The 24,571-nt window shown below is 69.9% G+C and carries 21 protein-coding genes; 12 read left to right on the forward strand and 9 right to left on the reverse strand.

Annotated elements, in window-relative coordinates:
- Window positions 1–132: 132 nt before the first annotated feature.
- On the reverse strand, window positions 133–879 hold the full coding sequence (locus ACIQD6_RS05425; protein WP_401878368.1) for a hypothetical protein: 747 nt from the start codon (window positions 877–879) through the stop codon (window positions 133–135).
- A gap of 105 nt (window positions 880–984) precedes the next feature.
- Between ACIQD6_RS05425 and ggt the strand changes: the two genes are divergently transcribed.
- Window positions 985–2,799, forward strand: a complete 1,815-nt coding sequence (ggt, locus tag ACIQD6_RS05430) for a gamma-glutamyltransferase (RefSeq protein WP_401878371.1) — start codon at window positions 985–987, stop codon at window positions 2,797–2,799.
- A gap of 141 nt (window positions 2,800–2,940) precedes the next feature.
- Here ggt and map read toward each other — a convergent pair whose 3' ends face one another.
- On the reverse strand, window positions 2,941–3,708 hold the full coding sequence (gene map / locus ACIQD6_RS05435; RefSeq protein ID WP_401878374.1) for a type I methionyl aminopeptidase: 768 nt from the start codon (window positions 3,706–3,708) through the stop codon (window positions 2,941–2,943).
- A 49-nt stretch (window positions 3,709–3,757) separates the two neighbouring features.
- Between map and ACIQD6_RS05440 the strand changes: the two genes are divergently transcribed.
- Both ACIQD6_RS05440 and ACIQD6_RS05445 read left to right on the forward strand, forming a co-directional pair.
- Entirely contained in the window at window positions 3,758–4,009 is a 252-nt protein-coding gene (locus ACIQD6_RS05440) for a helix-turn-helix domain-containing protein (protein ID WP_401878377.1), read from the forward strand.
- A gap of 240 nt (window positions 4,010–4,249) precedes the next feature.
- On the forward strand, window positions 4,250–4,711 hold the full coding sequence (locus ACIQD6_RS05445) for a pyridoxamine 5'-phosphate oxidase family protein (protein WP_401878380.1): 462 nt from the start codon (window positions 4,250–4,252) through the stop codon (window positions 4,709–4,711).
- A 43-nt stretch (window positions 4,712–4,754) separates the two neighbouring features.
- On the opposite strand, the gene ACIQD6_RS05450 is transcribed toward ACIQD6_RS05445, so the two are convergent.
- Window positions 4,755–5,873 (reverse strand): helix-turn-helix domain-containing protein, encoded by a 1,119-nt coding sequence (locus ACIQD6_RS05450; protein WP_401878382.1) that lies wholly within the window; start codon window positions 5,871–5,873, stop codon window positions 4,755–4,757.
- Between the two features lie 1,328 nt (window positions 5,874–7,201).
- The gene (locus ACIQD6_RS05455; protein ID WP_401878385.1) at window positions 7,202–7,819 is read right to left on the reverse strand and encodes a hypothetical protein; all 618 of its coding nucleotides are present in this window, start codon (window positions 7,817–7,819) and stop codon (window positions 7,202–7,204) included.
- 335 nt (window positions 7,820–8,154) lie between these two features.
- On the opposite strand from ACIQD6_RS05455, the gene ACIQD6_RS05460 reads away from it, so the two are divergent.
- The 9 genes from ACIQD6_RS05460 to ACIQD6_RS05500 all read left to right on the forward strand — a co-directional run bounded on the left by ACIQD6_RS05460 (window position 8,155) and on the right by ACIQD6_RS05500 (window position 18,801).
- On the forward strand, window positions 8,155–8,607 hold the full coding sequence (locus tag ACIQD6_RS05460; RefSeq protein WP_401879503.1) for a hypothetical protein: 453 nt from the start codon (window positions 8,155–8,157) through the stop codon (window positions 8,605–8,607).
- A gap of 26 nt (window positions 8,608–8,633) precedes the next feature.
- Window positions 8,634–9,974: a hypothetical protein gene (locus tag ACIQD6_RS05465; RefSeq protein ID WP_401878387.1), complete on the forward strand. Its 1,341-nt coding sequence runs from the start codon at window positions 8,634–8,636 to the stop codon at window positions 9,972–9,974.
- 74 nt (window positions 9,975–10,048) lie between these two features.
- A complete protein-coding gene (locus ACIQD6_RS05470) occupies window positions 10,049–10,432 on the forward strand; it encodes a PPOX class F420-dependent oxidoreductase (RefSeq protein ID WP_401878389.1) in 384 nt (127 codons plus the stop codon).
- Window positions 10,433–10,626: 194 nt separating this feature from the next.
- A complete protein-coding gene (locus ACIQD6_RS05475; protein WP_401878391.1) occupies window positions 10,627–12,099 on the forward strand; it encodes a hypothetical protein in 1,473 nt (490 codons plus the stop codon).
- A 268-nt stretch (window positions 12,100–12,367) separates the two neighbouring features.
- Window positions 12,368–13,210: a nitrilase-related carbon-nitrogen hydrolase gene (locus tag ACIQD6_RS05480; protein ID WP_401878393.1), complete on the forward strand. Its 843-nt coding sequence runs from the start codon at window positions 12,368–12,370 to the stop codon at window positions 13,208–13,210.
- Complete coding sequence (locus ACIQD6_RS05485; protein ID WP_401878395.1) at window positions 13,207–14,601, forward strand: aspartate aminotransferase family protein; 1,395 nt, start codon at window positions 13,207–13,209, stop codon at window positions 14,599–14,601. The genes ACIQD6_RS05480 and ACIQD6_RS05485 overlap by 4 nt, the downstream gene beginning before the upstream one ends.
- A gap of 105 nt (window positions 14,602–14,706) precedes the next feature.
- Window positions 14,707–16,113: a dihydropyrimidinase gene (gene hydA, locus ACIQD6_RS05490; protein ID WP_401878397.1), complete on the forward strand. Its 1,407-nt coding sequence runs from the start codon at window positions 14,707–14,709 to the stop codon at window positions 16,111–16,113.
- Window positions 16,114–16,142: 29 nt separating this feature from the next.
- Entirely contained in the window at window positions 16,143–17,144 is a 1,002-nt protein-coding gene (locus tag ACIQD6_RS05495; RefSeq protein WP_401878400.1) for a TIGR03842 family LLM class F420-dependent oxidoreductase, read from the forward strand.
- A gap of 112 nt (window positions 17,145–17,256) precedes the next feature.
- Entirely contained in the window at window positions 17,257–18,801 is a 1,545-nt protein-coding gene (locus ACIQD6_RS05500) for an NCS1 family nucleobase:cation symporter-1 (RefSeq protein ID WP_401878403.1), read from the forward strand.
- Between the two features lie 42 nt (window positions 18,802–18,843).
- On the opposite strand, the gene ACIQD6_RS05505 is transcribed toward ACIQD6_RS05500, so the two are convergent.
- From ACIQD6_RS05505 to ACIQD6_RS05525, 5 genes are read right to left on the reverse strand one after another with little or no spacing between them, the layout of a single operon-like run.
- On the reverse strand, window positions 18,844–19,329 hold the full coding sequence (locus ACIQD6_RS05505) for a ribose-5-phosphate isomerase (RefSeq protein ID WP_401878406.1): 486 nt from the start codon (window positions 19,327–19,329) through the stop codon (window positions 18,844–18,846).
- 32 nt (window positions 19,330–19,361) lie between these two features.
- On the reverse strand, window positions 19,362–21,101 hold the full coding sequence (locus tag ACIQD6_RS05510; protein WP_401878409.1) for a dihydroxyacetone kinase family protein: 1,740 nt from the start codon (window positions 21,099–21,101) through the stop codon (window positions 19,362–19,364).
- Window positions 21,098–22,603 carry an FGGY family carbohydrate kinase gene (locus ACIQD6_RS05515; protein ID WP_401878412.1) on the reverse strand — a complete coding sequence of 502 codons (1,506 nt, stop codon included), beginning with the start codon at window positions 22,601–22,603 and terminating at the stop codon, window positions 21,098–21,100. The genes ACIQD6_RS05510 and ACIQD6_RS05515 overlap by 4 nt, the downstream gene beginning before the upstream one ends.
- Complete coding sequence (locus ACIQD6_RS05520) at window positions 22,600–23,727, reverse strand: 2-hydroxyacid dehydrogenase (protein WP_401878415.1); 1,128 nt, start codon at window positions 23,725–23,727, stop codon at window positions 22,600–22,602. The genes ACIQD6_RS05515 and ACIQD6_RS05520 overlap by 4 nt, the downstream gene beginning before the upstream one ends.
- The gene (locus ACIQD6_RS05525; protein WP_401878416.1) at window positions 23,724–24,446 is read right to left on the reverse strand and encodes an HAD family hydrolase; all 723 of its coding nucleotides are present in this window, start codon (window positions 24,444–24,446) and stop codon (window positions 23,724–23,726) included. Before ACIQD6_RS05525 ends, ACIQD6_RS05520 begins: the two co-directional genes overlap by 4 nt.
- Between the last annotated feature and the right edge of the window lie 125 nt (window positions 24,447–24,571).

The raw sequence follows: 24,571 nt of genomic DNA on the forward strand, positions 1-24,571 counted from the left end.
AGAAGGTCAGCTGCGCGCCGGTCGGGTTGTGCTCCGCGTCGAGTCGTGTGGCGCAGCGCCGGCCCGCTTCGAGCGCCTCAGGGCCGGGGGCGTCCCGGGTGTCTCAGGGGCCGCCGATCCGTTCCGGGCGCGTCAGTCCGTGGCGCGGTGGGACGTCGGTGCGGCGGCGGGAACGGGCTCACGGGCCGCCCTGGTCACATCGGCGACCAGTTCCACCACATCGGGGCCGTACACCTGCGAGTTGACCACCTTCAGCAGCAGACAGAACGAGTTGCCGCCGTGCTTGCGCGCCAGCTTCTCGTGGTGACGGGCCAGGTAGCGGGAGGCCGCCTGATTGGTGATGGCGCGCTGGCCGCAGAAGAGGAAGACCGGGCGCGCCCCGTCCCCGACGGTCAGCCGCGCCAGCAGGACGTACTCGGTGACACCGGGCTCCACGCCGTAGCGCTCGGAGCCGATCTGGAAGGCGCCCCGCTCGGAGACGGGTTCGGCACTGGTGTTGACCTTCACGCCGGGCAGCATCGAGTGGAGGTGCGCCGCCATACGCCGATTGGAGTAAGGACCCCCGAGACAGAATTCCGTACGCTCGCCGAAGCCCTGCCGTGCGATGTCGTGCTGGACGATCTCGGAGTGCGCGCCGCAGTCCTTGATGAGGGCGGCCAGTTCCAGCAGGGCGGCGACGTCGTAACGGTGGACCGCGGCTTCGGTGTCCGCGTCACGGTTGACGACCAGCAGACACCCCGAGTTGCTCGGCAGCCCGAAGAACGCCTGCTTGCGACGGAGCCTGCGCCGCCAGAGGTGGGTACGGGTGAGCCAGCCCAGTGCGGCGCTGACACCGGCGGCGACCACGCCGAGCACGATGTTGCGTATGTCGTCATTCATGGGCGCGCATCGTAGCGGGACGGCGTGACCAATGTACGAAGTGATCCTGACGCGGGCCGGGAGCTGGGGTTACGCTGCGCGGACAGTTCTCGACTGGAGGTACGGATGCGTCGCTCCGCCGCGCGGAATGTTTCGGTTGTGGTGGCCACCGCGGCCATGCTCTCGGTCGGTGCGGCCGCTCCGCCCTCCTCGTCCGCCGCGAAGACCCCGGGGCCTCCGGAGAAGATACCGGTGGCGGCGGGATACGGGGGCGCGGTCGCGAGCGTCGACCCGGACGCCTCGGCCGCCGGCATCGAGGTCCTCAAGAACGGCGGCAACGCCGTGGACGCGGCCGTGGCCACCGCCGCCGCGCTCGGGGTCACCGAGCCGTACTCCGCGGGCATAGGCGGGGGCGGCTACTTCGTCTACTACAACGCCAAGTCCCGTACGGTGCACACCGTCGACGGCCGCGAGACCGCGCCGAGGTCGGCGGACAGCTCGCTCTTCCTGGAGAACGGCAAGCCGATCCCGTTCGCGGACGCGGTGACCAGCGGGCGGAGCGTCGGCACCCCCGGCACCCCCGCCACCTGGGACACCGCGCTCGACGCGTGGGGCAGCCGGTCCCTTCGCCAACTGCTCAAGCCCGCAGAGCGGTTGGCGAAGGACGGCTTCACCGTCGATGACACCTTCCGTTCCCAGACCGAGTCCAACCAGGAGCGGTTCGCGGACTTCCCCGACACCGCGAAGCTCTTCCTGCCCGGCGGCCGCCTGCCGGTCGTCGGCTCGGTCTTCAAGAACCCCGATCTGGCGCGTACGTACAAGGAGCTGGGGCGCGAGGGAACCGGCGCGCTGTACGAGGGCGAGCTGGCCCGCGACATCGTCCGTACGGTACGCAAGCCGCCCGTCGACCCGGACAGCGGCCGGAACGTCCGCTCCGGCGACCTGACCACGCGGGACCTGGCCGCGTACCGGACGAAGCGGCAGGCGCCGACGAAGGTCTCCTACCGGGGCCTCGACGTGTACGGCATGGCGCCGTCGTCGTCGGGCGGCACGAGCGTCGGTGAGGCGCTCAACATCCTGGAGCGCACGGACCTTTCGAAGGCGAGCCAGGCGAAGTACCTGCACCGCTTCATCGAGGCGAGCCGGATCGCGTTCGCGGACCGGGGCCGCTGGGTCGGTGACCCGGCCTTCGAGGACGTGCCGACGAAGGGGCTGCTCTCGCAGCGCTTCGCTGACTCGCGCGGCTGCCTGATCAAGGACGACGCGGTCCTCAAGAGCCCGCTCGCGCCCGGGGATCCGAGCGATCCCACACCGTGCGCGCCCGGCGGGACCGCCGCGCCGACCACCTTCGAGGGCGAGAACACCACCCACCTCACGGCCGCCGACAAGTGGGGCAATGTCGTCGCGTACACCCTGACCATAGAGTCGACGGGCGGCAGCGCGATCACTGTGCCGGGGCGGGGCTTCCTGCTCAACAACGAGCTGACGGACTTCTCCTTCGCCCCGGCGAACCCCGCGGTGCACGACCCGAATCTGCCGGGTCCCGGCAAGCGGCCGCGGTCGTCCATCTCGCCGACGATCGTGCTCGACTCGCACGACCGGCCGGTCCTCGCGGTCGGCTCACCGGGCGGCGCGACCATCATCACCACCGTGCTCCAGACGCTGACGGGCCGTCTCGACCGCGGCCTGCCGCTGGTCGACGCGATCGCGGCGCCCCGGGCCAGCCAGCGCAACGCGGCGGCGACGGAGCTGGAGCCGGGACTGTGGAACAGCCCGGTGCGGGGCCAACTGGAAGCGCTGGGGCACGTGTTCACCCAGAACCCGGAGATCGGCGCGGCGACCGGGGTGCAGCGGCTGCCGGACGGACGGTGGCTGGCCGCGGCGGAGAAGGTCCGCAGGGGCGGCGGCTCGGCGATGGTGGTGCGTCCGGCGGGCAAGTAGGCGGAGGCGGTGGGGCGTTCGGCCCCCGTAAGGCGGCTGGTCCAGGCGCCGGTCAGGCCATCTCGGTCTGCCCGGCGCCTGGACCGTCCGGCACCCGGTTCGTCCGGCGTCTGCTCCGTCCGGCGCTTGAGGACGGCCGGGTCAGAGTGCGGTCAGGACGCGCGGGCCGTCGTCGGTGATCGCGACGGTGTGTTCCGCGTGGGACGCGCGGCTCCCGTCCAGTGTGCGGACCGTCCAGCCGTCGCGGTCGGTGAAGTTCCGGTCCGTACCGCTCGCGATCAGCATCGGTTCGATGGCCAGCACCATGCCGTGGCGCAGCGGCAGACCGCGTCCCGCGCGGCCTTCGTTGGGGACGCCCGGGTCCTCGTGCATCGTGCGGCCCACCCCGTGGCCGCCGAAGCCGCTGGGGATGCCGTAGCCCGCCGAGCGGCAGACGCGGCCGATCGCGTGGGCGATGTCGCCGATGCGGTTGCCGACGACGGCCGCGGCGATACCGGCCTCCAGTGCCTCGTTCGCCGTGTCGATCAGCCGGAGGTCGTCGGGGCGGGCGCGGCCGACCGTGAAGCTGATCGCCGCGTCGCCGACCCAGCCGCCGAGCACCGCTCCGCAGTCGATGCTCACGAGATCGCCGTCGTGCAGCCGGTAGGAGTCCGGGATGCCGTGCACGATCGCGTCATTGACCGACGTACAGATGACGGCGGGGAAGGGCGTGGGCGCCCAGTCGGGGGAATAGTCGAGGAAGGGCGAGCCGGCCCCGGCCTCGCGCAGGACGGCGCGGGCGGTCTCGTCGAGGGCGCGGAGTGCGACTCCCACCGCCGCGGCTTCACGTACCACTGTCAGCGCCTGCGCGACGACCCGTCCCGCGGCTCGCATGGAATCCAATGACGCATCGGTCTTGATCTCCACCATTCCAATAACTATACCGGTTGGGGTTCGGTGTCGGTATTACAATGACGGAATGGTACGCAGCCCACTGACCCCGGAAGAGCGCGAACGCGGCGAGCGGCTCGGCCGCCTGCTCCGTGAGGCGCGCGGCCAGCGAAGCATGGTGGAGATCGCGGCCGTCGCCGGAGTCTCCGCCGAGACCCTGCGCAAGATCGAGACGGGCCGGGCGCCGACGCCGGCCTTCTTCACGGTGGCCGCGCTGGCCGGGGCGCTGGGGTTGTCGATGGACGAGATCGCGGCGACGTGCGTGCTCGTGCCTGTCTGAGGTGCGCTCCGCGCCCGCCTGCCCGCAGCTGCTTCCTGGGTCGCGATCTCGGGCGACTCGGCCCGCGCGAGTACTGCGGCTAACCAGCGCTTCGGGAGCGTTTGGACGCGAGTCGCATCGGAGCTGTTCTTCGCCAGGTCGAGAGCGAAATCCTGGAATCGCGTGAGGGGTTCATCGGTCGCTGGGAGTAGGTCCTTCGCCTCAGGCGCGCTTCGCGTCTGCTGGCTAGGGTCGGTCCTCATGGAGACCACGGGAATCGTTCGTCGTCAGACGGCGGAGCGTATGCGCGACGCTCTGGAGCGGCTCGTCACCGAGCGGGATATATGGGTGTCGACGGCTCACCCTGATCACGGGCCGCATCAGGTGCCGCTGTGGTTCTTGTGGGATGGGCGAGCCGTGTGGATGTGCACCGGCGCCACTTCCGTGACTGCGCGGAACGTCCGCGAAGAGCCGCGCGTGCGCCTGGCGCTACCGGACACCCTCGACGTGGTACTCCTCCAGGGTGAGGCGGAGTGCTTCCCGGACCAGGAGGTGCCCGGAAGCGCGGCGGAGGCGTTCGCCGACAAGTTCGGGTGGGATCCACGCGTGGAAGAGGGTTCCTTTCAGTATGTACGCGTAGTTCCGAAGACTGTGCGTGCTTGGCGCGGCGAGCCGGAACTACGCGGGAGAGTCATCATGCGCGACGGACTATGGCTGGAATAGCCCCCGCGCCAGTCCGCCTTGGCCAGGGTGGTGGGTGCGGGTTTTATTTACCCGTCTGTGAATTATTGACCTCTTGCATGAGTAGCCTAAGTGTGAGGGAATGCTTTTCGGTGGGGAGTGAGTTCAACGCATTTTGCGCGTATGTAACACCGCTGGTTTTATCTCCTGAACGCGCCAGCATCAGCCCCCGATGCATTTCAAGGTGCGTGGCAAATCGTGGCAGCTCGTCCGGCAGTTCTCGACGTGCTGCATCTTGAGCCGTTACCGCAGTGTTCTCGTCGCCCAGCCTTGCTGCTAGCAATGAAATGAAGACGTTCATGCGCCACCAAGGTACGGCATAGTCGCTTGTTTGCTCATACGAGCCGGCCGAGTCAAAAATTCGACGCCCGTCGTCCATTAGCCTCCTGGCTGTTTCGGCGTCTCCGCGAATCGCTGCCGCATGCGCCTTTCCCATAACGGCATTAAGCAGCCCCAACGACGGCTCGTCGCTCATGGCCATAGCCTGATCGGCAAACACGTCTGCCATGCCCAGCGAGGCTCCCTCATAGCCGAGGGCGATCGCGGCGCGTCCCCTGACCCATACACGGGAACGTTGGTCCCCGGACTCGTCGGCGGCTTTGGCTGCCATTCGATACCAATTTACGGCCTTGGAGCCATCCGACCCGGGGAAGGTTTTTGCGTAGAGCGTCATCAGTCGGGAAGCGACAGACCACAGTTGTCGACTGTCCAACTGTTGTTGAACTGCGACGAGTTCCCCCGAAACTCGCCTCTGAATATCAGATGCACCCATGGACATGTACTCGGTCCCGTAGGTGGACAGCTTCTCTTCCCACTCATCTAAAGAAGGACCGCCGGAGAGGCGCGCACTGAAACCGGCGGCGAGCAAGTCGGATGCGACCACTGGAGCTATGGCAGTGGCTGCGACATCACTGATGAATGTACGTCGTTTCACTTCACCCTCAAATACTGCGAGTGGCACGTCCAGCACAGCGGACAGGCACCGAAGGTAGAACGGGCCGGGAGTTACTTTGCAACGCTCCCAGCCGCTCACGTACTCCCGCGTGAGTCCAGTCCCGAACGCATCATTGATCGCCGCCGCTAGTCTTCCCTGGCTCCAACCGCGTGTCTTCCGGAGGTCCTTGATCAGTGCCCCGATGGTCATGGCTCCAGCCTGCCACCAGAGCTGCCACTAGTCCTGACCATCAGCCCAAGATCCAGCGCCCTTGCCACTACCCCTGCCACTGGGGCTACTTCAGCAACGCGCCGATGGTGACCCTATGGCAGCTGACACGCCAATCACGGCAGACGGAAAGCCCTGGACAGGCCGACAAGTGACCGATGTCGACGCGCTACAGGCGCTGTTCGCGGCAGGTGGCTTCTGGGGGCCCGCCCCCGACTGGGTGCCGCGTGAGGGTTACGCAACACCAACGCGGTCGCTTCTCGACAGAGTTGCGCTGCGGCTCTTGACGGAGTCTGTGCCGAGGGAGGGTGAGCGGTGGTGGTGAACCACGATTTACCGGAGGGCGGTGACCTTCCGATGGTGTCGGCCACCAAGTTGGGGCCGTGTGCTTGCCCGTTCGGGATGAACTGCCCTGAGCGGGTCGGCCATGTCACGGGTGACGGCGAGCCCGAGCACCAACGTGTGGACGACCGGTCCCACAGTCCGACCATAGAGCGCCTGCGCCCCTTGCTGGAGGAGGAAAACCGTTGGTCCAGGGGGAGTTGGCGATGAGCGACCCGGAATGCGCGCAGTGTGCGGAACTGGCGGCGAAGAAGGATGCGGCCGAAGAGTCGGGGGACCTCACCACCGTCACCGATTGCGTGGGGCTGCTCCGTAGGCATCCGCAACACGGACGCTTGGCCGTATCGGGGCCCCTCGATGCCCATTGGGCGTGGTGGTGACGCCGACGAAAGACGACCCGTACGCGGGCACGGCGTACGAAGGCAGCCCGGAGGGCTGGTGGACGCGGTACGGCGGAGTGCTGGACGTGCGCTCCGGAGTCGTGCATATCCCGCCGGAGGCCGATCCGCCTGTATCCATAGAACGGTGGATCGAGAGCGTTCGGATGTCCGAGGTGTGCTCCGCGCCCGCCTGTGTGGGGAGATCGCACGAGTCGCGGACGAGCGGCCATGTGCAGTCCTTGCGGATCGTCGTGCAACTCGATCGGGGCTGCCCCGATCGAGTTGCGGTGAGGTGCCCCGGCCGGCGACGGGGGGTGGACGACCGGCCGGGGCGGTGGTGCCCGCTCGCCGCGCATGGTCAGTGGCGAGCGGGAGTTCGTGGTTCTACGAGTACGAGCCCGAGGCTGTCGGCGGGGTGCTCGGCCAGGGGGAGGAGGCGGCGCGCGGTACGGCACGGTGGGCAGGCTCGTATGGTCCGCCCGGGGCCGCTCGCCGAGTGGACGACGCCGACGACGATGAGCGTGTCGTGGGCGTGGTCGCAGTAGTCGCACAGGGGCGCCGGGGCCGGGGCTGCGGGCCGGACGCTGTTCACCGGCGGGCCGCCCGTTCCGCTTCGCGTAACCGCGTGCCGACGGCGCAGGGTGAGGTGGCCGTGGCGCACGCGGTGCACTCCTCGGCGTGCTCCAGGAAGGCGATGTGCGCTGCCGAATGCTCTGGCCTTTCGCACCGCTCCCGGCCGACGCGCAGCAGTTCCGCCACCGCGGCGGGCAGGCACAGCCGGTCGATCCGTTCCACTGGCACGGCCCAGTAGGGATCGACCGGGGCGGGCTGCGTACGGTCCACCCTCGGGATGCCGAGCCACCCGCCCCGGCCACGGACCGCAGCCACCGGGGACCGCCACACCTCGCACGTCCCGGGCGGCACCAGGGCGTAGTACCACTGGCCGGGGTGGCACACCACGGGGCCGTCGAGGGCCTCGGCCAGTGCGCCGCTCACGGCGTCAGGGGTGGTGCTCCGGACTGCGGAGTGCACCAGTTCCATGGGCATGCGGACGGCGTCGTAGATGATGCCGGTCCGGAGGATGGCCGGGCGTCCGGCCATCCAGTCCGTCTCGGCGATGTCGGGATGACGGGTGGTGGATGTCAGCCATCGGGCAATGGCCTTCTCCGGCCGCACTTCGCCCTGTGTTCCGCTGGCCGGGCTCACCGGGTGGGCTCCAGGTCGGGAACGAGGGCGGGCGCGAACCGTACGGGAATCGCGAGGAGATGGGCGATGCGTGCCGCGCAGTCTTCCTCGTGGCCCCGCTCGCCGACCTCATCGTCATACGAGGTGACGCACCGGCCGTGATGCGGGAGGATTTCTTCGGCGCCGTACAGGGGGTTGGTCGCTTGCAGGCGGTGCTCGGCATCCGTCTCAGTGACGGTGAGCCCGTGGTCCCGCAGGTGACCGGCGATTTTTCGCAAGCCGTTGGTATTCACACATTGACGGTCTCAGTACGGGAGCTCCTGCGGGATATGACAACCTATGACACGAAGTCGATCATGCGATCTGTGGCGATCACGGGTACGCGCGATACGGGACACCGCAGTCCCGCTGAGTACGCGCGAATCTTTGCCGACTACATCGGCCCCTTTGCCGCGGCCTCCTCGCATTTCTTCATCGGTGGCGCGAAAGGAATCGACAGCCTGTCTCTGTTGTGGCTCGCCGGAAAAACCCCCGCGCAGATCACCATCGTCGTGCCCGGCACCGTCGACCAGCAGCCGGGCGAGGCCCGCCAGGCGATCGTGCGAGCACGCGGACGAATCAGCGAAGTTGTCGAGCTGGCCGCCGCCGAACTGCGGACCCCTGCCTACTTCGCCCGCAACCGGTGGATGATCGACCATTCCGATATGACGATCGGATTTCCCAGGGAGGGTGCCCCGCCGACAGGAACTTGGCAGACTCTGAACTACGCAGCCGATCAAGGGAAACCTCGGCTGATCGTGCCCGTGTAACCGCATCCTGCGTCACTATGGCGGACATGGACGGCAGAGCAACGGGGGCGGGGGCCGCCGCGCTGAAACGACTACGCCGACGACGCGGACTCTCCCTCGCGGACATGGCACGAGCCCTTACCCAGTACGCGGAAGACCTGCGTCATCCACGCCTCCCCGCCGTGGCGAGCGTGCAACGGTCCGTGGCGCGCTGGGAGTCGGCGGCACCCACGATGCCGGATGAGCGATACCAGTTACTCATGGCTCACCTCTACGCGCGCACTCCCTCCGGTGACCTGGCGCTGGGATCCGGCACCGACTTTGCCGAATACCTGGACGCGCTCGGACAACTCGGTGAGCGTGAGGGGCACATCACCGAACTGCGCACCACGCTCCTACGGGCCGCCACCGACGCGGGAGGCGGCATGCTCGCGCTCATGTCCCCTGGAGCGCAGGCTGGTCTCGCCAACGCCCTCGTGGATCCATCCCGGGCCGACGACGCGACGGCGGACACCCTGTCGTCGGTCGTAGCTGATGTGAACGCTCAGGTGGGCTCGTTGCCGTTCGTGCGACTGCAACTCATGCTCGCCCCCGCCGTCGAAACGTGCCGGCGCCTCCTGGCGGGCCCGCTCCCCGAGCCGATCGTTCCCGCACTGCGGAAGGCCGCCGTAGCCGCGTCAGCACTGGCCGCCCGCATCGCCTTCGAGATACGGGACGATGCCGCGTCTCGGGCCCTGTACTCGGAAGCGACCCGCGAGGCCGCGCTCCTGGGGCAGCCGTGGCGTCAGGCCAACGTGTACATGAGCCACGCCCTCGTCACCCTGTACTCCGCTCAAGGGATCGACAACGCCAGGCTGCTGGTCAACCAGGCGGTACGGACCGCGCGAACCGGCGACAGCGCTCTCGTGCGGGCCCGCGCTCACGCTCTTCAAGCCGAGATCGCAGCACGAGCAGGGGAAGAGCGGGCGTCTCAAGCCGCTCTCGGGCTGAGCTGGTACGACATCGAAAGTGACCACTCCGACGATCCGGCCGGCAGGTCGTTCTCGTCCGGCCATCTCCGCGGCTTCGAGGGGGTGTGCGAACTGTATGTGGGCAATCCGTCCACAGCTCACGACCGGTTCGCGCGGTCGGCCGCCGCTCTCACCGCCCCGCGCGAGCAGGTACAGCGGGCGATCGTCACCACGGACCAGGCTCTCGCCAGGATCCGGATGGACGATCCGCAGGCTGCGGCCGAACTGCTGCATGAATGCATCACCGCCGCCACCTCCACCGGCGGCAGGGTCCCGTCGATCCGGCTCCGCCGGGCCCGGCACGAGCTGCGCCCGTGGCGGCGCGAGGACTTCGTGGCCGACCTCGATGATCACCTCATGGACATCCTCGGCACATGATGCACGGAAGAGGCCCGCTCCGGGTGAGGCAGGCATTCGTGCCGGGAACGAGGGAAGCGCGTAGCCTCCGGACCATGACGACCCTCGACGAGCTCGGCCGCAGCCGCTATGTCAGCCTCACCACCTACCGCAAGGACGGTACGGGCGTGTCCACGCCCGTCTGGCACGCGGTGGACGGGGGAGAGCTGTTCATCTGGACCAACACCGACTCCTGGAAGGTCAAGCGGATCCGCAACAACGGCCGTGCCGTGGTGACGGTGTGCGATGTGCGCGGGCGGATCGCGGAGGGAGCGCCGACCGCCGAGGGCACGGCGCGGTTGCTCGACGCGGCGGGTACCGATGGCGTACGGAAGCTGATCGCCCGTAAGTACGGCTGGCAGTTCTGGTTGGTCGATGCTCCGGCCCGGCTCGTGCGTCGCGGCAGGCGTCCGCACACGGGTATCGCCCTCTCGTTCTGATCCGGCCCCGGCCCGTGGCGGTGAGGGCACCGAACCGTTCCGGAAAACCGCGCGTAGTCGTGCCGTAACACGACTGAGGTCGAATGCCTGCGGACTCGGAGAGTTTCCTCCCTCCGACGGGCAACGCAGGACCGGCAGGCGGTCGCGCGACGGGACGGGCGGGCAGGCGGGCGATGACGGTGCATCAACTACCGGTGGAAATCGGTACTTTCGCTCGGTATTTAAGGGAACTGACCTCGCGGCTCGACCCGGGCGGCGGTTGGTACGGAGTCTTCCTGCGCCGCGATCCGGGCGGCATGCGCGCCTGCCGCGACGGGGCCGAGGTACCGCCCTGGGACGTCGTGGAGTCACTGCTCCAGGACTTCGCGGCGGACCGCGACGAGCAGGTGGTGGCGCGTGAGAGGGCCCGGGCGGCGCAGTTGCACGCGGCGTCGGCCGCCGCGCATGACCGGCGGTACGGCGGCGCCGACGCGCTGGCGGAGCGGCTTCGGCTGATGCTCGGTGAGCGGGCGAGCGCGGCGGGCCGTGCCGAGGAGTTGGTCCGCCTGCTCCGTACGGCCCCGGAGGGCTCGCCCCACGCGGAACAGCTCGCCCATGACCTGGCCTGGATCCGCGACGACCATGCCCGCGCCTCCGCGCGCTGCGCCGAACTCAGCTCCAGACGGGCGGCGTTGATCGCCTCCTCCACGGCCCCGGGCGCGCGGCGGCCGGCCCCCGACGACTGGTTCCACCCCGTGGAGCGGGCCGCCGAGGAGGGGACGGCTTTCGGTAACTCGGACGTCCGGGGCGCCGCGTACGCGCCCGAGCGCACGACTGACGCACAGGCCGAGGCACTCGCACAGGTCGCACCGGCCGCCGTCGCGGCCGAACCGGACCCCGCGCCGCAGAAACCGTCGAAGAAGCAGAAGCCCCCGAAGAAGAAACGTGACACCGCGCCGAAGCGCAAGCCGCGTGGTGCCCGGTTCGCCGGGCTGGAGATCGACGAGTTCGCGGAGGACGACCAGGCCGGGACCGAACCCGAACCCGCGTCCGTACTGCCCGCGCCGCCGCCGGTCGCCGTCGCCGCGCCCCGGGGCGCACGCTTCGGCGGGGGGTCGGCGGGGCCCGCCAAGGAGGCGGCGCCCGCCCACTCGCCCGAAGACCGGCAAGCCGCCGCCGCGATGGTCGCCACGCTGATCCGGCTGCGCGCCGAAGGCCGGACCGGGGAGGCGCACGTCGTGCTCTGCGAGGCCGCGGGACGGCCGCCCGAGCAGTTGCCCCTGCTCGCCGCCGAACTGCACCGCGCCGGACTCGGTGCCGACTGGGCCGAACTCCTGTGGGAGGCTGCCTCCCTGCCACCCGCGCGGCTCGCCGCCGCTGCCGGGGCACTCGCCGTGGCAGGCAGGGACAGCGACTGCGGACAGCTGCTTCGCCAGGGAGTGTCCCGTCCCGCCGAGGAGATAGCCGACGCCGTTCTCGCGCTCGGGGAGGCGGGCCGGGCGCCTGAGGCGCGAGCGCTGCTCAGCGCCTTCGTCCAGGCCCGCACGCCCGAGGACGCGGCGCTCGTCGCCGTACTCGATCCCCGTCGTCTCGTCCCGCAGCTGATCGACGCGGCGCGCGCCATTTCCGGGGCCCGCGAGCGTGATGTCGTACACGCTCTGCGTGTGGCCGGGGTCGCCACCGCCTGACAGGTTCGGCTCGGGTGGTCGGACACGGGTAGCTCCCCGAGCGTCCCGCCCGACTGTCCCTCAGGCGCCGATCCCGTACGATCCCGCCGGAAGGCTGCCTGGTCAGACGCGATCCGCCCGATGTCGACCGCTCGGGTGTGAAACTTGATCGACTCTGCGGGTTAACGACGATGGTCTTGCCCCCGTGTGGGACGGGGCTTACGTTCTCCTCCTACGCACCGCATCTACGTGCGTAGAGCTCATCGTGCCCCCGCCGAAGGAGCAGCTCGTGGCCTCAGTCGTACGCGCCGCACTCGTCCAGGCGACCTGGACCGGCGACACCGAATCCATGATCGCCAAGCATGAGGAGCACGCCCGCGAGGCGGCCCGGCAGGGCGCGCAGGTCATCGGTTTCCAGGAAGTGTTCAACGCGCCCTACTTCTGCCAGGTGCAGGAGCCGGAGCACTACCGCTGGGCCGAGCCTGTCCCGGACGGGCCGACCGTCAGCAGGATGCGGGACCTCGCCCGGGAGACCGGGATGGTGATCGTCGTCCCCGTCTTCGAGATCGAGCAGTCCGGCTTCTACTACAACACCGCGGCGGTGATCGACGCCGACGGCTCGTACCTCGGCAAGTACCGCAAACACCACCTCCCACAGGTCAAAGGCTTCTGGGAGAAGTACTACTTCAAGCCGGGCAACGCCGGCTGGCCCGTCTTCGACACCGCCGTCGGCCGCGTCGGTGTCTACATCTGCTACGACCGCCACTTCCCGGAGGGCTGGCGTCAGCTCGGGCTGAACGGCGCGCAGCTGGTCTACAACCCCTCCGCCACCTCCCGCGGTCTGTCGGGTTATCTCTGGCAGCTGGAGCAGCCGGCCGCCGCCGTCGCCAACGAGTACTTCATCGCGGCGATCAACCGCGTCGGCCAGGAGGAGTACGGCGACAACGACTTCTACGGAACGAGCTACTTCGTCGACCCGCGCGGTCAGTTCGTCGGTGAGACCGCCAGCGACAAGGCGGAGGAACTGCTCGTACGGGACCTGGACTTCGGTGTGATCGACGAGGTGCGGCAGCAGTGGGCGTTCTACCGGGATCGCCGGCCCGACGCGTACGAGGGACTGGTGAAGCCGTGACGCGGCCGACCGGAACACATTCGGCGGCCGATCCGATGGACGGGCCGGCGACAGGGGCGACGGCCCACCCGGCAAGCCGCCCGACGGAGTCCGCGCCGGGTCCGCTCGCGGCGACGGATCTGCTCAGCCGCCACCGCGCGGTCCTCCCCGACTGGCTGGCCCTCTACTACGACCGGCCCATCGAGATCACACACGGCGAGGGGCGCCATGTGTGGGACGGCGACGGCAACCGCTATCTCGACTTCTTCGGCGGCATCCTCACCACCATGACCGCCCATGCCCTCCCCGAGGTCACCAAGGCGGTGAGCGAGCAGGCCGAGAAGATCATCCACTCCTCGACGCTCTACCTCGACCGTCCGATGGTCGACCTCGCCGAGCGGATCGCCGGTCTCTCCGGCATCCCGGACGCCCGGGTCTTCTTCACCACCTCGGGGACCGAGGCCAATGACACCGCGCTGCTTCTGGCGACCACGTACCGCCGGTCGAACCAGATCCTGGCGATGCGCAACAGCTACCACGGCCGGTCCTTCTCCACCGTCTCCATCACCGGCAACCGCGGCTGGTCGCCGACCGGTCTCTCGCCGCTCCAGACGCTGTACGTGCACGGCGGTGTCCGCAACCGCGGTCCGTACGCCGGGCTCACGGACGAGCGGTTCATCGAGGCCTGTGTCGCGGACCTGGAGGACCTGCTCGGGCACACCCGGGTGCCCGCAGCGCTGATCGCCGAACCGATCCAGGGCGTCGGCGGGTTCACCGCCCCGCCGGACGGGCTGTACGCCGCGTTCCGTGAAGTCCTCGACCGGCACGGCATCCTGTGGATCAGCGACGAGGTGCAGACCGGCTGGGGCCGTACGGGCGATCACTTCTGGGGCTGGCAGGCGCACGCGGAGAACGGCCCGCCGGACATCCTCACCTTCGCCAAGGGCATCGGCAACGGCATGTCCATCGGTGGTGTCGTCGCCGGCGCCGACGTCATGAACTGCCTTGACGCCAACTCCATTTCGACCTTCGGCGGCAGCCCCGTCACGATGGCGGCCGGCCTCGCCAACCTCTCGTATCTGCTGGAACACGACCTCCAGGGCAACGCCCGCCGTGTCGGCGGACTGCTGATCGAGCGGTTGCGGGCCATCGGCGCCGGGATCGACTCCGTACGCGAAGTGCGCGGCCGGGGGCTGATGATCGGGATCGAGCTGATCAACCCCGGGACGGGGGAGGCGGATCCCGCGGCTGCCTCGGCCGTCCTCGAAGCGGCGCGCGAGGGAGGGCTGCTGATCGGCAAGGGCGGTGGCCACAACACCAGCGTGCTGCGGATCGCCCCACCGCTCTCCCTGACCGTCGCCGAGGCGGAAGAGGGCGCGGCAATCATCGAACTGGCCCTGCGCAGCGCGTAGTCGGGGGCAAGTTGGCCGGTCGGCCTGATGGTCCATCAGGCCGACCCCAGCTACTCGAACCGGCCGACCGGCTCGGCCGACCGTACGAAAGGGAGCGCCACCAGCATGAGCAGCACCCGCACCCTGATCCGTGGCGGACTCGTCATCACCGCCGCCGACGAGACCCACGCCGATGTCCTGATCGAGGACAGCCGGATCGTCGCACTCGCGGCCCACGGCTCCGAGGTGGCCGAGGGCTGGACCGCCGCCCGTACGATCGACGCCACCGGCAAGTACGTCATCCCGGGCGGAGTCGATGCCCACACCCATATGGAGATGCCGTTCGGCGGCACATTCGCCGCCGACACCTTCGAGACCGGCACCCGGGCCGCAGCGTGGGGCGGCACCACCACCATCGTGGACTTCGCCATTCAGGCGCCCGGACAGGCGCTGCGCGAAGGGCTGGACGCCTGGTACGCCAAGGCCGACGGCAAGTGCGCGATCGACTACGGCTTTCACATGATCATGTCCGACGTCAACGAGAACTCCCTCAAGGAGATGGACCTCCTCGTCCAGGAGGGCATCACCTCGTTCAAGCTGTTCATGGCCTACCCAGGCGTCTTCTACAGCGACGACGGCCGCATCCTGCGCGCCATGCAACGCGCCTCGCACAACGGCGGGTTGATCATGATGCACGCCGAGAACGGCATCGCGATCGATGTCCTCGTCGAACAGGCTCTGGCCACCGGCCGCACCGATCCGCGCTACCACGGTGAGGTACGGAAGGTCCTGCTGGAGGCGGAGGCCACCCACCGCGCGATCCAGCTCGCACGGGTCGCGGACGCGCCGTTGTACGTCGTGCACGTCTCGGCCGAGGAGGCCCTGGCCGAACTGGCCGCCGCCCGCGACAAGGGGCTGCCCGTCTTCGGCGAGACCTGTCCGCAGTACCTCTTCCTGTCCACCGACAACCTGGCCGAGCCGGACTTCGAAGGCGCCAAGTACGTGTGTTCCACGCCGCTGCGGCCGAAGGAGCACCAGGCGGCGCTGTGGCGCGGGCTGCGCACCAACGATCTCCAGGTGGTGTCCACGGACCACTGCCCGTTCTGTTTCACGGGCCAGAAGGAGATGGGCCGCGGCGACTTCTCCAAGATCCCCAACGGGCTCCCCGGAGTGGAGAACCGAATGGATCTGCTCCATCAGGCCGTGGTGGAAGGGAAGTTGAGCCGCCGCCGCTGGATCGAGATCGCGTGTGCCTCGCCTGCCAGGATGTTCGGCCTCTATCCGCGCAAGGGCACCATCGCGCCGGGCGCCGACGCCGATGTCGTCGTCTACGACCCGCACACCGAGCAGACCGTCTCCGCCGAGACACACCACATGGACGTGGACTACTCCGCGTACGAGGGCAAGCGGATCACCGGGCAGGTGGAGACGGTGCTCTCGCGCGGTGAACTCGTCATCGACCGGCGAGAGTTCGCCGGTCATGCCGGGCACGGGCAGTACACGCCCCGCTCCACCTGCCAGTACCTCGCCTGAGACTGATGAGACTGAGGAGTGACCAGGTCATGGATTTCGGACTCGTCCTCCAGACCGACCCGCCGGCCTCGGAGGTCGTCGGGCTCATACGGCGCGCGGAGCGCAACGGCTTCCGCTACGGCTGGACCTTCGACTCCGCCGTGCTCTGGCAGGAGCCTTTCGTCATCTACAGCCGCATCCTGGAACACACCACCGAACTGATCGTGGGCCCCATGGTCACCAACCCGGGCACCAGGACCTGGGAGGTGACCGCCTCCACCTTCGCCACACTCAACGAGATGTACGGCAACCGCACGGTGTGCGGAATCGGCCGCGGTGACTCCGCGATGCGTGTGGTGGGCCGTAAACCCAACACACTGGCCCGGCTGGGCGAGGCGATCGATGTCATCCGCGATCTGGGGGAGGGGCGCGAGGCGGAGGTCGACGGCCGGACCGTGCGGCTGCCGTGGGTACGGGACGGGAAGCTGCCGGTGTGGATGGGCGCCTACGGGCCCAAGGCACTGGCCATGGCGGGGGAGAAGGCCGACGGTTTCATCCTCCAGCTCGCGGACCCGTTCCTCACCGAGTGGATGGTCAAGGCGGTCCGTACCGCCGCCTCGGACGCCGGGCGCGATCCCGACTCCGTCACGATCTGTGTCGCCGCGCCCGCTTATGTGAGTGACGACATCGCGCACGCGCGGGAGCAGTGCCGGTGGTTCGGCGGGATGGTCGGCAACCATGTGGCCGACCTGGTGTCGCGGTACGGGGAGCACTCCGGGCTGGTGCCCGAGGCGCTGACGGACTACATCAAGCGGCGCCAGGGGTACGACTACAGCCACCACGGCCGGGCCGGGAACCCGTCCACGGACTTCGTACCCGACGAGATCGTGGACCGGTTCTGTCTGCTGGGGCCCGTCGAGGCGCACATCGAGAAGCTGAAGACGCTGCGGGACCTGGGCGTCGACCAGTTCGCCGTGTACAACATGCATGACGCGAAGGAGGCGACGATCGACGCGTACGGCGCGGAGATCATCCCCGCGCTGCGGAGTTGACCCCCGCGCTCTGCCGAACTGCCCGCCCGCACGGACCGCCTGCCCGACCCGCCCGCACGGCCTCGTTCGATGTCCCCGGCTTCCTCTCTCTCGAACGAAGGGTCCCGCCGCCATGACCGCGACCGTACCGCCCACCTCCCCGTCGGACGGACCGATGGCCGATCCACAGGGCCGCGTCGAACTCCCGCCCGGCGCGGTCCCCGACGACAGCCGTTTCGCCAACGCCGATCTGCTGCCCGTACCGGTCGCCCGCCGTAACTGGACGACGTACAACTTCGCCGCGCTCTGGGTCGGCATGGCGCACAACATCCCGTCCTGGCTGCTGGCCTCCAGCCTGGTCACGCTGGGCATGGACTGGAAACAGGCGGTCTTCACGATCGCGCTGGCCAATCTGATCGTGCTGTTCCCGATGCTGCTGACCGGGCACGCGGGGCCGAAGTACGGCATCCCGTTTCCCGTGCTCGCCCGTGCCTCGTTCGGGCTGCGGGGCGCCAATCTGCCCGCGATGATCAGGGCGGCCGTCGCCTGTGCGTGGTTCGGGATCCAGACGTGGATCGGCGGGCAGGGCATCTTCATCCTGCTCGGCAAGATCTTCGGCGGCTGGGCCGAGGCCTCGAAGGTCGGTGGTCAGCCCTGGACGCTCTGGCTCTGCTTCGTACTCTTCTGGGCGCTCGAACTCGCCATCATCTACCGGGGGATGGACACCCTGCGGCGCTTCGAGAACTGGGCGGCGCCCTTTGTGATCGTCGGCGCGCTGGTACTTCTCGTCTGGATCACCGTAAAGGCGGGCGGATTCGGCCCGTTGCTCGACCAGCCGTCCACACTGGGCTGGGGCGCCGACTTCTGGCCGGTCTTCTTCCCGTCCCTCATGGGAATGATCGCCTTCTGGTCCACGCTGTCCTTGAACATCCCGGACTTCACCCGCTTCGGCGCGGGCCAACGCGCCCAGATCCGGGGCCAGTCGCTCGGGCTGCCGACGACCATGACCCTCTTCGCGCTGCTGTCGGTCTTCGTCACCTCGGGATCGCAGGCGGTGTACGGGGCGGCCGTGTGGGACCCGGTCGAGCTGGCAGCCAAGACCGACAACGTCTTCGGACTGCTCTTCGCGCTCGTGACCGTACTCATCGCGACGGTCTCCGTGAACATCGCCGCCAACGTGGTGTCACCCGCGTACGACCTCGCGAATCTCGCCCCGAAAATCGTCAACTTCCGTACGGGCGCACTGATCACGGGGGTGGTCGGCGTCGTGATCATGCCGTGGAAACTCACCGCGACTCCTGAGCTGTACATCTTCACCTGGCTGGGGCTGGTGGGCGGTCTGCTCGGTACGGTCGCGGGCATCCTGATCGCGGACTACTGGATCATCCGGCGCACCGTCCTCGACCTCGGCGACCTCTACCGCCCCGGGGGCCGCTACTGGTACACCAACGGCTGGAATCTCCGGGCGGTGTTCGCCTTCGCCGTCGGCGGTCTGCTGGCGGTGGGCGGCTCCCACTCGGAGCCCGGGAAGGGGCCGTTTCCCGAGGACGGCCTGATCCCTTTCCTGAAGCCGCTCGCCAACTACGGCTGGGCGGTGGGGCTCGCGGCCTCGCTGGTGCTGTACACCGTACTGATGCGGGCCAACGGGCGGGCGGGCGCTGCCGGCCGGGTGCCGTAGGCGTGGAGGCAGTGCGTTCCCGCCCCGGTGGTGTGCTGGGCCTCAGCGCTCCTCGTACGTCTCGATCACGGCGACCTTCTCCGCCGACGGGGAGGCCTCGTCGAAGCGTTGGTCCAGCCAGTCGTCGGCCAGGGCGCGGGCCAGCTCCAGGCCGATGACGCGCTGGCCGAAGCAGAGCACCTGGGCGTTGTTGCTCAGGACCGAGCGGCGGACGGAGTAGCTGTCGTGCGCGGTGACGGCGCGGATGCCCGGGACCTTGTTGGCGCTGATGGCCACGCCGAGACCCGTACCGCACACGAGCAGGGCGCGGTCGGCGTCGCCGTCGGCGATCCGGCGGGCCGCCTCGACGGCGACGTGGGGGTAGGCGGTGTGCTCGTCGTCCCCCACTCCGACGTCGATGACCTCGGCGACCCGTGGGTCGGAGAGCAGGTCGTTCTTGATGGCTTCCTTGTAGGCGTAGCCGGCGTCGTCGCAGCCTACGACGACGCGAAACGGGCTGGTGCCGGTGCCGGTGCCGGTGGTGGTCATGCGCGAGTTGCCTCCTGTCGGGGGGAAAGCGGTCAGCTTGGGATGGCAATGCCGGTCAGCGCCGTCAGCACCGCGGCGAGCGAGGTCGCGCCGGGGTCGGGACTGCCCACGCTGCGTTCGGCGAGCGGGCGTGCGCGGCCCAGGCGTGGGCGCAGCGCGGCGGTCCGCTCGGCGGCCGCGCGGGCCTCGTCGGCGGCGTTCGCGTACGCCTCGCGTACCGGAACACCGGTCCTCAGCTGTTCGGTGAGGGTCGTGACGAAGGGAGCGAGGGCATCGACGAGAGTCTTGTCGCCCACTTCCGCCTTGCCGAGCGAGGTGACGGCGGTCAGGGCGCCGGCCGCCGCGGACGCCAACTCCTCGCGCCGCGGGGAGCGGTCGGCCGGGAGCGTACTGCCGAGTGCCCGCAGGGCAGAACCCCAGAGCGCGCCCGAGGTGCCGCCCGCCTCCGCCGCCCAGGCATCACCGGCCGCAGCCAACACGGCTCCGGGGGAGGCCTGTTGGGCGTGTGCCTTCTCGGCCGCCGCCAGCGCGGCGTCCACGCCCTTGCACATGCCGCGCCCGTGGTCGCCGTCGCCCGCCACCGCGTCGAGACGGCCCAGCGCCACCGCGTCCCGGTGCAGGGTGGTGCGGGCGGCGCGCAGCGCGGCGACGGTCAACTCCGCGACCTGGAGGGCCTCGCCGGAGGCCGTGGGCGTGAGGGTCCCGGCGGGCGAGGTCCTCGTACGCCGTACGGTCGCGACGTTGTCGCCGGTGTTCTCCGTGGTCCCGGGCACGGCGCCCCGGCGGAAGGCCGGAGTGTCGGCCGGTGCGAGCCAGAGGCGCTCCAGCTCCTCGTCCAGCCAGGTCAGGGTGAGGGAACAGCCGGCCATGTCGAGGCTGGTGACGAGTTCGCCGACCTCGGGCCGTACGGGTGTGAGGCCGGCCTCGTCCAGCAGACGGGCCACGGCGCCCCACAGGACGTACAACTCCTCGTACTTGGTGGCGCCGAGGCCGTTGAGGACGACTCCGACCCGACGGTCGCCGGCCGTGTCGGCGGGGCGGTCCGCGAGCAGTCCGTCCACCAGGGTGCGCGCCAGTTCGTCCGCCGTGCCCAGGGCGTCCTCGCTCACCCCCGGTTCACCGTGGATACCGAGCCCGAGGCCGAGCCGGCCGTCGGGCACGGTGAAGAGCGGGTCGCCCGCCCCGGGCAGGGTGCAGCCGTCGAACGCGACGCCGAGTGTGCGGGTGCGGGCGTTGGTGCGTTCGGCGACGCCGACGACCTCGTCGAGGGACGCTCCCTCCTCGGCGGCGGCCGACGCGGTCTTGAAGACGACGAAGCCGCCCGCGATGCCGCGCCTGCGTCCGGTGTCGGCTGCGGGCGCGGAGGCGATGTCGTCGGTGACGGCGAAGCAGCGCGCGGGGATGCCGGCGCCCTCCAACTGCTGTGCCGCGAGGCCGAAGTTGATGACGTCACCGGCGTAGTTGCCGAAGAGGAAGAGCACACCGCCGCCCGCCTCGGCCTCTTCGGCGACGCAACGCGCCTGGGCGGCCGAGGGGGAGGTGAAGACGTTGCCGATGACGGAGCCGTCGGCGAAGCCGGGGCCGACGACACCGCAGAAGGCGGGGTAGTGGCCGGAGCCGCCGCCGGTGAGGACGGCGACCTTGCCCTTGCGGGTGGGACGGGCCCGTACCACCCCGCCGCGCACGGCCCGTACATGGTCGGGGTGGGCGGTGGCGAAGCCGGTGATCATGTCGTCGGTGAAACGGGCCGGATCGTTGAAGAGCCTGGTCATGGTGTGTTCCAGCCTTCGCGTGCGGTGTCCAGGGCGTGGCGGTAGGCGGCGTAGCCCTCGGCGTAGTGGTCGGTGATGCCGCGCTCGGCGGTGACGGTACGGCGCCGGGCGCGCCAGGCATCGGCGTCGACAGGCGTGCCCAGGGCGTCCCAGGCGACCTGGGCGGCGCCGCGTATCCCCACGGCGTCGTCGCAGATGTGCAGGTCACGTCCCAGTACGCCGGCGAAGACACGGGCCCACTCCCCGGAGCGCGCGCCGCCGCCGCAGGCGGTGACGGTGCCGGAGACGCCGAGGGTCTCCATGCAGTGCCGGGCCGAGTAGGCGACGGCCTCGCACAGCGCCCGGACGAGATCGGCGCGGCTGGTCAGCGGGGAGAGCCCGTCGAGCCGGCCGCGGGCCCGGGAGTCGACGAAGGGGGCGCGTTCGCCGCTGCTGGAGAGGAACGGCAGGGCGGTGACACCGGAGGCGCCGGGCGGGGACTGGACGAGCAGCGCGTCCAGCGCCTCGACCTTCACGTCGAGCATTTTCAGCAGCCAGTCGAGGCCCGCCGTGCCGATCATGGCGGGCATGACACGCATCCACAGCCCCTTGTACGGGGTCGCCAGCAGCATTCCGGCGGGTTCGGCGGTAGGTCTGGGCGTGCCGGGTGTGCGGGTCGAGCTGTGTGGTCCCGGCGCGGCGGGCGTCGGGACGTCGGTGAGGACCTGGCTGGCGAGGGTGGTGCCGATGATCAGGTTGCCCTCGCCCGGTTCGCTGATTCCGGAGCCGAAACCGCAGGCCGGTATGTCGAACGGGCCCGCGGAGACCGGCAGTCCGGCGGGCAGGCCGAGCCGCCGGGCGACCTCGGGGAGCAGCCGGTGCAGCGTGCCGGGCGGCGCCGGTTCGGGCAGCAGTCCGCGGTGGGCGGACAGGCCGCACAGTTCCAGCGCCGTGTCGTTGTAGGCGCGGGTGGCGACGTCGAGGAAGGGCTGGGAGGCGTCGGAGGCATCGACGGTGACCGCGCCGGTGAAGCGCTGTACGACGGCGTCCACGCAGTACCCGGCGACATGGGCCGCTTCCAGGCGTTCCGGCTCGTGCTCGGCGAGATGGGCCAGCAGCGGGGCGGCCGATCCGGGGAAGAGGCCGACGCCGGTGAGCCGGTGCAGCGCGTGGAAGGTGCCGTCGGCGTTCCACCGGGCGAGCTGTCCCGAGGCCCGGCCGTCCATCCAGGACAGCGCGCGGCCCACGGGAGCGCCGGCCGCGTCGCGCAGCCACAGGCCGTCGCCCTGTCCGGTGAGTGCCAGGGCCTCGACCGGTCCGTCGCCGAGGGCCCCGGCGTCGGCGACGGCTGCCCGTACGACGGTCTCGACGGTGCCGACGACCTCGTCCAGATCCTGCTCGACGCGCTGTCCGGGCAGGGTGTAGACGGTGCTTCGGGCCTCGTGCACGGGGGTGGTGCGGCCGTCGCCGGATATCAGCTGGGCCTTGGTGACCGAGGTACCGATGTCCACTCCGACGATCATGACGAGGCCCCTCCACCACCCGTGGTCGGCGTGCCGTCCCCATCACCCGTCGCCAGCGGGCCCCTTGTACCACCCGTGGCCAGCGCCTCGGTGTTGGCGACGTGCCGCAGGGGCTCGCCGCGCAGGAAGCGGCCCGCCTCGGCGGCGGTGATCGCGGCCGCCCGGTCGGCGGTCTGCCGGGTGGCGCCCGCGAGGTGCGGGGTGGTGATGACGTTGGGGGCCCGGTGCAACGGCCAGTCGGACGGCGGGGGTTCGATGTCGTAGACGTCGAGCGCCAGCGCGCCGAGCCGGCCGGACTCCAGGAGGCCGGGCAGCGGGGCGTAGTCGAGCAGGTCGCCCCGGGCGGAGTTGACGAGGACGGCGCCCTCGGGCAGCAGCTTGAGATTGTCCGCGTTGAGGATGTGACGCGTCTCGGGGGTGACACGTGCGTGCAGGCTCACCACGGTGCTGCGCCGCAACAGGTCGTCCAGGCCGGTCAGTTCGACACCGTCGCCCGCCGCCTTCACCGGGTCCGCGTACGGATCCGAGACGAGCACATGGGCACCGAAGGCGCGCAGGACGCGGGCGACGATCGCGCCGATGGCTCCGTACCCGACGAGACCGATGGTGGCACCGTCGATCTCCAGGCCCGCGTTGTCGTAGGCGTAGTAATCGCCGCGCCACATGCCCTTCTTGAGTTCGGAGTCGGAGAGGGCGATACGGCGCATGGCGGCGAGGATGAGACCCACCGCGAACTCGGCGGCCGCGGCGGCATTGCGTCCCGGGGTGAAGGTGACGGGGATGCCGGCGGCGGTGGCGGCGGCCAGGTCGACGTTGACGGGACCGCCGCGCGCGACGCCGATGAACCTCAGGTGGGGCGCCTCACGGATGACGCGGGCGGTGAAGGGCGCCATCTGGGTCAGGGCGACGCTCGCGTCACCGAGCGCCTCCAGCACCTGGTCCTCGGTGCCGCTGGCCTCCTTGACGGAGCCGTCACCGGTCCCGACCGGCCCGAAGGGTTCGTTGGGCCACCGCGTGCGCAGCGTACGGAAGTCCAGCCCGGCGGTGGGTACTTCGGCCCGCAGGGCGGTGAAGAAGAGTTCGGGGGCGATGAAGTCGTCCCCGGAAATCAGGACCGTGGTCATACCCGGTCACCCTCCTTCTCCTTGAGTTCCTTGTCCTTGGGTTGCTTGTTCCGGGTTTCCTTCTCCTTGAGCCGGCCGAGCAGGAAGTCGCGTACCGCGCCGTGGTCGGAGGCGGCGAACGAAGCGCCCGCCAGAGCGTCCTCGGCCGGCGGATACTGCGGATTGGGGATGGCCGCGACGATCATCCCGGCGGCCGCGGCGGCGCGCAGTCCGTTGCTGGAGTCCTCCACGGCGAGGCAGCGCTCCGGGGCAACGCCCAGTTCGCGGGCCGCGGCGAGGTAGACGTCCGGACTGGGTTTGCCGCGGGGGACCTCGGCGCTGGAGACGGTCGCGCTGAAGTGGTGGTCGATGCCGTGGTGGACGAGGACGGCGTCGATGACACGGCGGGGCGCGGAGGAGGCGAGAGCGACGGGGCCGAGCGCGGCGGTCGCGGCGACCATGTCACGGGCTCCGGGCAGCAACCCGATGCGGTCGTCCTCCAGCGCCCGGACCATGCCGTCGACGACGTCCCGCTCGGCGCTCTCGGCGGGATCGCCCTTCCCACAGAACTCGGTGAGGAAGGCGGCCCACTCGGGGGAGCTCATCCCCTGGACGCTACGGGTCTGTTCCGGGCCCCATCGGCTGCCGCGTTCGGCGGCGTAGGCGGACCACAACTCCTCCCAGAGGTGCTCGCTCTCCACCAGTACGCCGTCCATGTCGAAGACCACTGCGTCGGCCACGGATACCCCTACTTCTCATCACTGATCGCCGGGATTTGACCGCACGGAGCATGGCGGTCCAACAGCGGCGCCAACTTAACACCGCCGCCCCGGCAAATTAACACTTAGAGTGTTAGCTGTCACGG

The organism is Streptomyces sp. NPDC088400 (assembly GCF_044753355.1).
Classification (GTDB): Bacteria; Actinomycetota; Actinomycetes; order Streptomycetales; family Streptomycetaceae; genus Streptomyces.

Bases quoted from the DNA above. Each gene is read 5' to 3' on its own strand.
- ACIQD6_RS05500 (WP_401878403.1), top strand. From the start codon at position 17,257: ATGACCGCGACCGTACCGCCCACCTCCCCGTCGGACGGACCGATGGCC.
- ggt (WP_401878371.1), top strand. From the start codon at position 985: ATGCGTCGCTCCGCCGCGCGGAATGTTTCGGTTGTGGTGGCCACCGCG.
- ACIQD6_RS05425 (WP_401878368.1), bottom strand. From the start codon at position 879: ATGAATGACGACATACGCAACATCGTGCTCGGCGTGGTCGCCGCCGGT.
- ACIQD6_RS05520 (WP_401878415.1), bottom strand. From the start codon at position 23,727: ATGACCACGGTCCTGATTTCCGGGGACGACTTCATCGCCCCCGAACTC.
- ACIQD6_RS05440 (WP_401878377.1), top strand. From the start codon at position 3,758: ATGGTACGCAGCCCACTGACCCCGGAAGAGCGCGAACGCGGCGAGCGG.
- ACIQD6_RS05515 (WP_401878412.1), bottom strand. From the start codon at position 22,603: ATGATCGTCGGAGTGGACATCGGTACCTCGGTCACCAAGGCCCAGCTG.
- ACIQD6_RS05495 (WP_401878400.1), top strand. From the start codon at position 16,143: ATGGATTTCGGACTCGTCCTCCAGACCGACCCGCCGGCCTCGGAGGTC.
- map (WP_401878374.1), bottom strand. From the start codon at position 3,708: ATGGTGGAGATCAAGACCGATGCGTCATTGGATTCCATGCGAGCCGCG.
- ACIQD6_RS05450 (WP_401878382.1), bottom strand. From the start codon at position 5,873: ATGACCATCGGGGCACTGATCAAGGACCTCCGGAAGACACGCGGTTGG.
- ACIQD6_RS05510 (WP_401878409.1), bottom strand. From the start codon at position 21,101: ATGACCAGGCTCTTCAACGATCCGGCCCGTTTCACCGACGACATGATC.
- ACIQD6_RS05460 (WP_401879503.1), top strand. From the start codon at position 8,155: ATGCGATCTGTGGCGATCACGGGTACGCGCGATACGGGACACCGCAGT.
- ACIQD6_RS05465 (WP_401878387.1), top strand. From the start codon at position 8,634: ATGGACGGCAGAGCAACGGGGGCGGGGGCCGCCGCGCTGAAACGACTA.
- ACIQD6_RS05445 (WP_401878380.1), top strand. From the start codon at position 4,250: ATGGAGACCACGGGAATCGTTCGTCGTCAGACGGCGGAGCGTATGCGC.
- hydA (WP_401878397.1), top strand. From the start codon at position 14,707: ATGAGCAGCACCCGCACCCTGATCCGTGGCGGACTCGTCATCACCGCC.
- ACIQD6_RS05470 (WP_401878389.1), top strand. From the start codon at position 10,049: ATGACGACCCTCGACGAGCTCGGCCGCAGCCGCTATGTCAGCCTCACC.
- ACIQD6_RS05505 (WP_401878406.1), bottom strand. From the start codon at position 19,329: ATGACCACCACCGGCACCGGCACCGGCACCAGCCCGTTTCGCGTCGTC.